The following is an 11,024-nucleotide window of genomic DNA, read 5'->3' on the forward strand; positions in this document are numbered from 1 at the left end:
CCCCCGGCTCAGCCGGCTCAGCAGGGTCAGGGCGTCCTCTCCGCCGGTCCCGCCCTCCCGGGCCGGGCCGGCGCCCAGGGCGGCAGCCACCGCGTCAAAGCCCTGATCCCTGAGCTCCCGGGCGTTTTCAATTCTCCGGTCAAACACAAAGTGAATGCCCCAGCGCTCCAGCTGGCGGACGGTGTCCTTCAACACCTGCCGCTGGCCGCCGCTCTCCGGCAGGCCGTACCGGAGCATTCCGCCGGCCTCCTCCTCCGCCTCAAAGACGGTGACGGCATAGCCGGCCCGGCGCAGCTCCACGGCACAGGCCAGCCCCCGGGGGCCCGCGCCCACCACGGCAGCCCTCCGTCCGTTGTCCCGGGCCGCGGCCCAGTTCGGCGTCCAGCCCCGGTCTCTGCCGTAATCCAGCACAAAGCGCTTGATCTCCCGGATTTTGACAGGGCTGTCATAGTCCCCCCGGATACAGGCGTCCTCGCAGGGGTGGCTGCACACCAGGGCGCAGACCTCCTGGAGAGGGGCGGCGGTAATCAGGTCCCAGGCCGCCCGAAAATCCCTTTCTGCCACCTTCCGCACATAGGCCTGGACAGGCACATGGATGGGACAGGCGCTCTTGCAGGGGGCAGACAGATTGGGCTCCCTGATCCGGGCATAGCCCGTGTGGAGGGTCACGTCGGCGGCAGTGCGCACCTGGGGCACCACCAGCCCCCGCATCTGGGTCAGGTCGGTGTAGCCGTGGTCCCTCATATACTGATCCAGCCCGGCGATCATGGGCCGGACAATGTCGTAGCCGGAGATCAGGGTCTCGGCGCACACCCCCAGCAGGGTCCCGCCGCACAGCACCATCTCCACCGCGTCACGCCAGTTCCGGATGCCTCCGGCGGCCATGATGGGGGCGTCCTGCCCACAGACCTTGCTGATCTCATAGGTGTCCCGCTGGGCCAGAGGCTTCAGCCAGCCGCTACAGTAGCAGCCCATGGAGATCTCCTCCTGGAGGTGGTAAAAGGCCCGTCCCGGGTCGTCCAAGTCGATGGGCGGCATCCCCAGACGGTTGCCTGTTCCCCCCACCGCGTCCGCCCCGGCGGCGTAGAGCCGCTGGGCCACCCTGGCAATCTGTCCCCCCTCGGGGGTCAGCTTCACAAAGAGAGGGATGGAAATTTCCTCCTTGATGGCAGAGACAATTTCGGCGGCAATATCGGCCTGTTGGCCCATGCTGGCCCCGGTCTGTCTGGAGGCGGTCTGGCTTCCGCCGGAGGTCATCTCCAGATTGTAGCTCATATTGGGGCAGCACATGTTCAGCTCGATGATATCCGCCCCCGCCTCCTCAAAGCGCCTGGCCATGTTCACCCAGCCCTCGGGGCCGGCGTCCCCGGCGTAGGTCATATTGGCCATCAGCAGCAGACTGCGCAGCTTGGGCTTGGCCTGCTCCACCAGCCGCAGCCCCTCCTGGAAGGTGAGGCGCTTCTCGGCGGTGAAGGCCAGGGCGTCCCGGTCCTTGAACAGGCTGTATCGGGGCTTGCGGTTGATATAGGGGGCGGGGTCGATGCTCAGCTTGATGCTGGCGGCGGCCCAGCCGGTCTCCTCAATGCGCAGCAGCTGGCGGACAGATTTGGTGGTGGGCCCGGAGGCCACATAGAAGGGATTTGAAAAGGTCACCCCGCCTACGGTGACCGGAATCCGGATGTCCTCCACCATTATCCCTCCAGTCTGTCATTTTTGACGCTGACTCCCTCCCGGGCGGAGCGGTAAATCAGGTTGATTACCTTCAGCGTCTCCAGGCCGTCCCGGCCCCGGAGGCCCACCTGGGCGTCACGGCCGGCCAGGGCGGAGTCCACAAAGTGATTGATCTCGCCGCAGTAGCCCAGGCTGTACTTCTCATCCACCGCCGGAGTGGACCAGCCGGTGGTGATCTCCGCCTTTTCCACGGTGTAGTCCAGCCCCGGAAGGGAGAACACCCGCACCGGCCCGGAGAAGGACAGGTCCACATGGATGCAGCCCTCCTCGCAGTAGATGTCCAGCACGTCCTCCATACCGCCAACGGTGACATAGTTGGCCTCCAGGGTGGCATAGGTGCCGTCGGCGAAGCGCAGGAAGGCGCCGGCCCAGTCCTCCCCCTCCATCTGGCGGTGGACCAGGTTGCTTCCGCTGCCGCCCGACGTCATGGCGGTCAGCTCACTCCAGCGGTTTTCCTTCAGGGCCAGCATAAAGCTGACGGGATGCACCCCCAGGTGGACCATGCAGCCTCCGCCGCAGTATTTGATGGACTGGGCAAAGGGGCTGTGGGACCCGCTGTGGCACTCCCGGGCCCGGATATACAGGGGCCGGCCAACCTTGCCGCTGTTCAGAATTTCCAGAGCCCGGCGGAAGGCGGGGGCAAAGAGCCAGTCCTCGGCGTAGTAGATGTGCCTGCCCAGCCGGTCCGCCGTGTCCACCATGTCCTGGGCGTCCTCCACCGTGGTGGCAAGGGGCTTTTCGCAGATGATGTCCCGGCCGGCGTTCAGCGCCTTGACCGCCACATCGTGGTGGAGGAAGTTGGGCATGCAGATATCCACCAGGTCACAGTCGCACTGCTCAATGGCGGCGGCGTAGTCGTCATATGGGGTGTAGCCGGTAAAGCCGTACCGCTGGGCCAGGGCAGCGACGCGGTTCAGGTCCTTGTCACATATGCCCACAATCTGGACCTTGTCCAGAATCCGGCTGTAGCCGTCGGAGTGGAGGTCAGAGGAAAACGCCGCCCCCACCAGCAAAACCCGAAGTTTTTTCATCGGAATCACTCCTCCTTTAGAAATTACTATAGCCAAACCGCTCCTTGGCCCCCATATAGGAGAAGGCGTCGGTGAGGGCCTGGACCGCCAGCTGGGCCGTGCGCCGGAAGATCAGCTCCCCCTTCTTCGCCGAGGCCAGGGTGGGCTCCCCCCACACCCCGGAGGGGGTAGCGCGGAAGATGCTGCCGTAGTTCAGGTAGGGCCGGGGGACCGCAGGCACAAAATCCGCCGCCCGGTCCATGTGGACCGTCTCCGGGGCAATCGCCAGCATCTGAGAGGTCTCCACCTCCCCGGCATGGAGCTCGGTGCTGGACTGGATAATCCCCTCCCGGCAGAGCGTGTCGTTAAAGGTGCAGGTGTCGGCCAGGGCCACCATCAGCTCCGGATTGTATCTGGAGTTCAGGTCCCGCAGAAGAGGGGTCATGATAAAAATTCCCCCGTGGCACTGCAAAATACCCACCTTCCGAAAGCCCTGGGTCTTCAGGCTCAGAATGATATCAGTCATCATCTGATAGAAGGTGACGCTCTCCATCCACACAGCCCCCTTCCTCCCCATCTGCTCCCGGTTGGTGGAGATGGGCAGGGCCGGAATGAGGAAGGCCCCCATCTCCCGGGCCACCCGGCGGCCCAGCTCAGAGGCGATGGCCCAATCGGTCATAATGGGCAGGTGAGCCCCGTGCTGCTCCAGAGAGCCCACAGGCAGAATGGCCAGCTCCGGGTCCTTTTCCGCAATTTCATCCACAGTATTTCGATACACAGGCATACCCCCCTGTTACAGTCTGCCCGCGCTGTCCCGGTCCAGATACAGCGCCGCGCTGGGATGCCGGCGCAGGATGCTGGCGGGGCAGGCGGTAGTGACAGGGCCGAAGAGGGCGTTGTACACCGCGTCGGCCTTGCGCCCGGTGGGCACCACACAGACAGCCTGAGGCACCGACATAATCAGCGACATGGTCATGCTCATGGCCTGCTTTGGCACCTGGTCCAGGCCGGCGAAGCAGCCGTCGTTCACCTGCTGCTGGCGGCAGACATCGTCCAGCTCCACCACCTTCACCTTCTTCGGGTCATCAAAGTCGGCCACGGCGGGGTCGTTGAAGGCCAGATGACCATTCTCCCCGATTCCCAGGAAGATCAGGTCGATGGGGTGCTCCTCCAGAAGCCTGGTGTATTCCCGGCATTTCTCCTCCGCCTGGTCCGCCCCGCACAGCAGGAAGTGCAGCTCCTTAAAGGGAACCCGGTCGAAGATGGCCCGGCGGAGGAAGCAGCCAAAACCGGCGGGCTCCTTCTCGTCGATACCGATGTACTCGTCCTGATGAAAGCCCCGGACCTTGGTCCAGTCTATGTCCTGGCGGAGCAGCTCCTCCAGCAGCTCGTTCTGGGAGGGGGCGGCGGCAAACACCAGGTTGGCCTCTCCCCTCTCCTCGATAATCTTCCGAATACGGGCGGCGGCGTCCAGAGCAGCGGCCCGGCCCATCTCCTCCCGGGTGTCAAACGCGCGGACGGACAGATTTTCCACTGTCATGGTCTTAAACTCCATAATCTTTACTCCTCTTATCTTACTGATCGCGGGCCGTGCCCAAATAGGCCGACGCCACCTCCGGGTTCTCCAGCATCTCCCCGCCGGTGCCTGATATCACCACCCGGCCGGTCTCAATCACATAGGCCCGGTCGCAGATGCTCAGTGATTTTTTCGCGTTCTGCTCCACCAGGATGACGGTTATGCCCTCCTGGCAGATGCGCTGAATATTGTGAAATACCTCGTTGACCACCACGGGGGCCAGGCCCAGGGAGGGCTCATCCAGCATAAGCACCTTGGGCTTGGCCATCAGCCCCCGGCAGATCGCCAGCATCTGCTGCTCTCCGCCGGACAGGGTTCCTGCATCCTGTCTGCGCCGCTCCTTCAGCCGGGGGAACATCTCATACTGCTCCTGAAGCAGCCGCTCGATCTCTTTTCTGTTTTTCACGGTGTAGGCTCCGGCGGTCAGGTTCTCCTCCACGGTAAGGCCGGCAAAGATTTTCCGCCCCTCCGGAACCTGGACCACCCCCTGGCGCACCACACGGTTGGCCTGGGCGGGCAGAGGGGCCCCGCTGTAGCGGATTTCTCCCTGGCGGGGTACCATGCCGGAGATCGCGTTGATGATGGTGGTCTTCCCCGCGCCGTTGGAGCCGATGACGGCGGTAATCTCCCCCTCATTGATCTCCATGTCCACGCCGCACACAGCCTCGTGAATCCCGTAAAACACCTTCAGGCCGCGGATATCCAAAATGACCCCCACGCTCACTCCTCCTCTCCCAGATAGGCCTTCAGCACCAGGGGATCCGTCCGAACCGCCTCCGGCAGGCCCTGGGCAATGGTCTCGCCGAAATCCTGCACATAGATATAGTCGCTCAGGTTCATCACCAGATCCATCCGGTGCTCGATGATCAGAATGGCCAGCCTGGGATATTTTTCCTTGATCTCCCGGATGAAATCCACCAGCTGAAACACCTCCTCCGGGTTCAGTCCGGCGGCGGGCTCGTCCAGCATAAGCACCTTGGGCTCAGACACCAGGGCCCGGGCGATCTCCACCCGGCGCTGGATGCCGTAGGGCAGATTGGAGGGCCGCTTCCCGGCGTACTGGTCCAGATTCAGCAGCTCCAGACAGTTGTGGGCTCTCCGGCCCGCCTCCCGCTCGTGTTTCCAGCGGCGGGGCGTCAGGAGCATGGCCTCCAGAATGGTGTATCTGGCGCCGTAATCCAGCGCCACCTTCACATTGTCCAGCACGCTCAGGTCGGTAAACAGCCGGGTGTTCTGAAAGGTGCGGGAGATCCCCATGCGGGCGGTCTCAATCTGGGATTTCCCGGTGATATCCTGGCCGTTGAAGGTCAAAACACCGCTGTCCGGCTGGTATATCTTGGAGATCAGGTTGAAGATTGTGGTCTTTCCCGCGCCGTTTGGCCCGATGATGGCAACAACCTGCCCCTCATCCACCGAGAAGCTGAAATCCTTTACCGCGGTGACGCCGCCGAAATTCTTGTGCAGATGCTCCGTTTTCAGGATGCACTGGCTCATGCTCCCCCTCCTCTCCCGCTCCAGGTAAATCTGCCGGCCAGCCTGCGCAGGGCGGCGGTATCCAGCTCCCGCTCACCCATAATGCCCTGGGTCCGGAAGTTGATGACCACAATAATCAGCAGACAGTAGATAATGGTTTTGCAGTCCTGAAGATTGATGCCGAAGAGCTTGACGCCCTTCAAAAACTCCGGCAGGACCTTCAATCCGGCTGCGGAGATGACGGAGCCGGTCAGAGAATTGGTGCCGCCGAAGAAGAGCAGAATCTGCATCTCGGCGGACAGGGACCAGTCGAAGGCATCCGGCGAGATGACCCGGTTCCGCAGGCCATAGCAGATGCCGCCCACGCCGGCAATCACGGAGGCCAGCACATAGATCTTCACCTTCAGCCGGTAGACGTCGATGCCAAAGCTGCGGGCGGCAATCTCGTCCGTCTTAAGCGCGATGCACATCCGTCCGAAACGGGAGTACTTCAGGTTGCGGACCATAAAGACAATCAGCGCGGTAATAGCCAGGATGATCCACACCAGCCCCTTCACCTTGGGAATCTTGGAAAACCCGATGGAGGCGTTGGTCCAGTCCCCCAGCAGAATCACGATGGAGGACACCATCTGCCCAAAGCCCACCGACAGCAGGGCGAAGTAGTCCCGCCTCAGCTTCAGCGTGGGCAGGGAGATAATCAGGGCCACCAGCCCGCTGGCCGCCAGGCCGATCACCGCGGTGAGCCAGATCGGCAGGCTCAGATACCGGGCCAGGCAGAAGGTGAGGTAGGCGCAGATGGACATGTAGGCCGCCTGACCCAGAGAGAACATTCCGGCCAGACTGGTCATGGTAAACACGCCGGACACGGTAATCACCGAGATGCAGGCCAGCATGATAAGCGACAGCTGATAATTACTCATAGCGCCCTCCTTATACCTTGTCCTTGGCAAACCTGCCGGAGATTCCCTCGGGCCGGATGGCCAGGAAAACCAGCATGATGCCGAACAGGACGATGGGCGCGGACAGGGAGCCGATCCAGTAGGTCAGGAAAATCTCCACAATGCCCAGCGCGACAGCGGCGGTAATCGCTCCGCCCAGACTGCCCAGCCCGCCGATGACCGAGGCGATAAAGCCCTTAATCATCATGGAGGGACCCAGCGAGGGGTAGACCGAGTACTTCATCCCCAGCAGCACGCCGGAGATGCCCGCCAGAGCTCCGGCAATGGCAAAGACCACAACGATAATCACATCGGAGTTCATCCCCATCAGCCGGCTGGTGGAGGGGCTGATGGCCACTGCCCGAATAGCCAAACCGATCCGAGTACCGTTGATTACATAGAGCAGCACCGCAAGAATGGCAAGAGAGACCATCAGGATGAGGGTATCCACCGAGGAAAACCGGATGCTTCCGATGTTAAATGTAGTGTTTTTAAAAATCGCCGGATACCCGTAGAGATTCTTGCCGAAAAACACGCTTAAAATCTGTTCAATCAGGATGGCAATGGTGATAGAAGCCAAAAAATAGTAAATATTGGGGGCCTGCTTTCTGCGGATTCGCCGGTAGGCGACCACATCCACCAACAGAGCCAGCAGCACGCCGCACACGGTTGTAAAGAGCACCGTAACCGCAAAGGGCGGCGGGGTCTCAAAGGCGCTCAGGAAAAAATAACCGATGTAAGCGCAGGCGCTGATCATGCCGCCGTGGGCAAAGTTGCTGAACTTCAAAATGCTGAACACAATGGCAAAGCCCACCGCAATCAGCGCGTAGACAGACCCCAGGGAAATTCCACTGATAAATAGTTGAAACGTCATATATCTCGCTCCTTAGAAGACCGGGCGGACGAATCCCGTCCGCCCGGTTGTGCCTGTCCTCCCTGCCGCGCAGGATCAGCTGTTATAGTCGGAGGTCATGTAGACCAGACAGTCCACATTGACATCCGCGTCATAGGTGGCGATATACATCCCCATGTCCCGGGTGGGACGGTGGATGGCGGGGTCGATGGTGATCTTCGCGCCGCCGGCGGACTCCACGTCCTTGGTGCTGTTCTCCAGAATCTGCCGGACCTCCTCACCGTCGGTGGGGTCCTTCGCCTGCTTCATGGCATTGAACAGGACCATGCAGGCGTCCCAGCCGAAGCCTACGTTAGAAGTGGGATAGTCTGTGCCAGTCTCCTGCATCTGGATTTCCAGCAGCTCGGCGATTGTGCCGGTACTCAGATCGTAGTTCTGAACGAAATAGCAGTCGGTAATTTTGTTCTTCACCAGAGTGTTGAAGGGGGGATACATAGTGTTGGCGCCCAGGATATAGCCGGTATAGCCGGCGTCCCGCAGATTGTCATAGGCGGTGACCATCTGGTTGCAGTAGTCGCACAGCAGCACCGCGTCGGGGTTCAGGGCGGCGATCTTCTGGGCCTGGGCGGTGTAGTCGGTATCGGTCCAGCCGAAGGTCTCCCGCGCCAGAACGCTGCCGCCGTTGCTCTCCACATAGCTGACGAAGGGACCCTCATGGGCCACAGCGTAAGCGTTGGAGGTGTTATACAAAGTGGCGATAGTCTTTACACCCAGCTCCTTCATGCCGTATTCCGCGAGGATATAGCTCTGAACGGCACAGGAGGGCTCCGCCAGGAACATGTAGGGGTAGGCCTCACCGGTATCGGGGTCGGTGGTGCACACCTCGTCCATAAAGTGGCCTACAATAGGCACCTTGTCCTCAGTGGCAAGCTCCACCCAGGCGGAGGCGGGGTTGGACAGGGGAGGCCCGATGATGGCGCAGACACCCACCTCATCCACCAGCTCCCGATAGTTGGTGACGCCCACCTCGGCGTCGTTCTGACAGTCGCGGCTGTACAGCTCCACCGGCCGGCCATTGATGCCGCCGTTTTCGTTGATCCAGCGGACGGCGTACTCTACGCCCCACTGGTTGGGCTGGCCCGCCAGAGACGCCCCGCCGGATGTATCCTGGATGGACCCAATCTTGATGGGGTCCTGATTGGCCGCACCCTGGCTGCCCGACGTGCCGCCGCTGACGCTGCCGGATGTTCCAGCTCCGCCCGGCTTATCCTTGTCCCCACAGCCAGCCAGCACCGAGGTCATCATCAGGACGGAGAGCGCCAATGCGATTACCTTTTTCATACGTTCATTTCCTCCATTCTTTGTTTTTCCTTCAGTATTTATCGCTACGCATAGATCTATGCGGTCACGAACCTTTTGTCGAAATAGAATAGAAAACGATTTCTTATACGTCTCTCCAAATCGAAGCTTTTCAACTTGTGTATTTTCACAACAAACGCCTCTTTTTATCTATTTCAACCAGTTGCCTCCCCTGTTTTTAGCTTATTATAATCGTTTTTACAGATAATTGCAAGTGTTTTTTCATGGAAAATCCAAAATATTTTCAGAAAATATTTTCTATAACGATTGACTTTCCACCTGCCTTCTTGTATAATAGAGGACATCCAGGGCGGCAGGAACAAAAAAATCCGGCGGGCCATGGCCCACCGGAGAAACAGTTTTCTATTCCTTATCTACTATAGTCGACGCACTTGAGAAGAGGTAAAAAGGAGGGGAGGAAAAATGGCGCGGGGCAAGGCGGAGGATGCAGGCGGGCTGACGCCAGCCAAAGACGACAACGCCGCCCTGTGCCATTTTGGCCGCCGAACTTTACCGATTTTCAAGTGTGTTGACTATATATCAAGAGAGGATGCGGCTCAATGAGGCTAGGCGTGATTGGCCTGCGCAGCAGACACGCGAACTTCTTTCGTAACGCTATTTCCACCCAGTTTCCCGGAGGAGAGCACACCGTAACCCACATCTGCGGTCTTGACGCCCCGGAGCTTCTGCCCTCCTGCCGCGGTCTGACGGTATGCCGCCAGCCCCAGGAGCTCATCCGTTCTGTGGACGCCGTAGCCATTGTCCTGCGGGACGGCGGCCAGCACGCGGAGCTGGCCGAGCTGTGCCTGAAAGAAAAAAAGCCTGTCTTTGTAGACAAGCCCTTCACCCACGCCGTTGAGGATGCCCTCCGGATTCAAAAAACAGCCCTCCAGACGGGCACCCCCTGCACCGGCGGCTCCACCATCTGCTTCACCCAGGAGGTCCGGCATCTGGCGGGAAAGCTGCCCTGTCAGGGTAGCTACACGCTCTCCTACCAGGCCGACCCCTTCTCCCCTTTTGGCGGCTGGCACTTCTACGGAAGCCACCTCACCGATCTTTGCGTCACCCTGTTCGGCCGCGGCTGGCAGAGCGCTGCGGCGCAGCTCCAGGGAAGCAAGCTGCGCGCCGTTGTCCACTACCCCCGCTTCTCCGTCTCCCTGCGCTCCTCCCCTGTCAAGCAGCCCCCCGTCCTGCAAATGGACGACCGCTCCTATGTGCTGGACGACCAGGGCTGCTACCAGGCGGGTATGGTCCACTTCCTGTCCGTGGCGGAGGGGGCCGCCCTGGGCCGTGTGGGGGAGCTGGTGTCCTCTGTCCGGCTGATGGACGCCATTCTCACCTCTCTGCGTGAGGGGGGGCGGCCGTGTCCCGGATAACCAGGCGGGGCGTCAGGTTCATAGACACCGTCAGCTCCCCGTCGTCGCTGGACAGGGCGTTCAAAATCATCATGGCCGCCAGCCGCCCCGTCTCCTGAGCCGGCTGGTGAACTGTGGTCAGGGCGGGCACAAAGGCCCCGGCAAAGGGAATATCATCAAAGCCTATTACCGAGATATCCTCCGGGACCCGGACTCCGTGCTTTAAAAACACCTTAATCATGCCGATAGCCACCATATCATTGACGCAGAGCACCGCAGTGGCCGGGCAGCCGTCGCCCAGGAACAGCTCGGCGATGTACTGACCAGTTTCAAGCTCCAGGTCGCTGTTGGCGTCCCAGGAGCTGGGAGACCACTCATAAATCAGCGAGCCGTCATAGCTCAGGCCGGCCCCCAGCAGGGCGTCCCGATAGCCCCGGTGCATCTCCGCCCGGGTCCAGCGCGTCATAGGCATGGTGGCGAAGGCAATGCGGCTGTGACCCATGGAGATCAGGTGCTCCACCGCCATGCGGGCCCCCGCCCGGGAATCAAAGTTGATGCCCGTGCTCTCCACTCCGGTCAGCTTCTGATCCAGCAGGACAAACCGCATCCCCCTCCGGCTGTACTCCATCACCACATCGCCGCTCTCGTCCACCGAGGACAGAATGACTCCTCTGGTCTGCCGCTCGTAGAGCTGACGCAGGCAGCCCCGCTCCTGCTCCACATCCCGCA

The 11,024-nt window shown here is 61.0% G+C and carries 12 protein-coding genes; 2 read left to right on the forward strand and 10 right to left on the reverse strand.

All coding sequences use genetic code 11. From position 1 onward, the window contains the following. From D1641_RS17580 to D1641_RS17620, 9 genes are all read right to left on the reverse strand, one after another. Window positions 1–1,692, reverse strand: a 1,692-nt coding sequence (locus D1641_RS17580) for an NAD(P)-binding protein (RefSeq protein ID WP_160668060.1), incomplete at its 3' end; no start/stop codon positions are given. Further along, the gene (locus tag D1641_RS17585; protein ID WP_160668062.1) at window positions 1,692–2,762 is read right to left on the reverse strand and encodes a Gfo/Idh/MocA family oxidoreductase; all 1,071 of its coding nucleotides are present in this window, start codon (window positions 2,760–2,762) and stop codon (window positions 1,692–1,694) included. The genes D1641_RS17580 and D1641_RS17585, both read right to left, overlap by 1 nt. A 16-nt stretch (window positions 2,763–2,778) precedes the next feature. Continuing rightward, the gene (locus tag D1641_RS17590; protein ID WP_160668064.1) at window positions 2,779–3,519 is read right to left on the reverse strand and encodes a creatininase family protein; all 741 of its coding nucleotides are present in this window, start codon (window positions 3,517–3,519) and stop codon (window positions 2,779–2,781) included. 15 nt (window positions 3,520–3,534) lie between these two features. Next, window positions 3,535–4,296 carry a glucosamine-6-phosphate deaminase gene (locus D1641_RS17595; protein ID WP_160668066.1) on the reverse strand — a complete coding sequence of 254 codons (762 nt, stop codon included), beginning with the start codon at window positions 4,294–4,296 and terminating at the stop codon, window positions 3,535–3,537. Window positions 4,297–4,315: 19 nt separating this feature from the next. Further along, window positions 4,316–5,026 (reverse strand): ABC transporter ATP-binding protein, encoded by a 711-nt coding sequence (locus D1641_RS17600; protein WP_347707469.1) that lies wholly within the window; start codon window positions 5,024–5,026, stop codon window positions 4,316–4,318. Between the two features lie 11 nt (window positions 5,027–5,037). Continuing rightward, window positions 5,038–5,811 carry an ABC transporter ATP-binding protein gene (locus D1641_RS17605; RefSeq protein WP_160668069.1) on the reverse strand — a complete coding sequence of 258 codons (774 nt, stop codon included), beginning with the start codon at window positions 5,809–5,811 and terminating at the stop codon, window positions 5,038–5,040. Beyond that, the gene (locus tag D1641_RS17610) at window positions 5,808–6,710 is read right to left on the reverse strand and encodes a branched-chain amino acid ABC transporter permease (protein WP_160668071.1); all 903 of its coding nucleotides are present in this window, start codon (window positions 6,708–6,710) and stop codon (window positions 5,808–5,810) included. The genes D1641_RS17605 and D1641_RS17610 overlap by 4 nt, the downstream gene beginning before the upstream one ends. Window positions 6,711–6,720: 10 nt before the next feature. Next, window positions 6,721–7,602: a branched-chain amino acid ABC transporter permease gene (locus D1641_RS17615; protein ID WP_160668073.1), complete on the reverse strand. Its 882-nt coding sequence runs from the start codon at window positions 7,600–7,602 to the stop codon at window positions 6,721–6,723. Window positions 7,603–7,677: 75 nt separating this feature from the next. Continuing rightward, window positions 7,678–8,922, reverse strand: a complete 1,245-nt coding sequence (locus D1641_RS17620) for an ABC transporter substrate-binding protein (protein WP_160668075.1) — start codon at window positions 8,920–8,922, stop codon at window positions 7,678–7,680. A gap of 441 nt (window positions 8,923–9,363) precedes the next feature. On the opposite strand from D1641_RS17620, the gene D1641_RS17625 reads away from it, so the two are divergent. Both D1641_RS17625 and D1641_RS17630 read left to right on the forward strand, forming a co-directional pair. Next, window positions 9,364–9,504, forward strand: coding sequence for a hypothetical protein (locus D1641_RS17625; protein ID WP_160668077.1), 141 nt, complete (start codon window positions 9,364–9,366; stop codon window positions 9,502–9,504). Next, entirely contained in the window at window positions 9,501–10,316 is an 816-nt protein-coding gene (locus D1641_RS17630) for a Gfo/Idh/MocA family oxidoreductase (protein WP_160668080.1), read from the forward strand. The genes D1641_RS17625 and D1641_RS17630 overlap by 4 nt, the downstream gene beginning before the upstream one ends. Here D1641_RS17630 and D1641_RS17635 read toward each other — a convergent pair. Beyond that, a partial coding sequence (locus tag D1641_RS17635) for a substrate-binding domain-containing protein (protein ID WP_160668082.1) occupies window positions 10,276–11,024 on the reverse strand: 749 nt, incomplete at its 5' end. The genes D1641_RS17630 and D1641_RS17635 overlap by 41 nt on opposite strands.

The sequence above is a fragment of the Colidextribacter sp. OB.20 genome, from assembly GCF_009911595.1.
Taxonomy (GTDB): Bacteria; Bacillota; Clostridia; order Oscillospirales; family Oscillospiraceae; genus Lawsonibacter.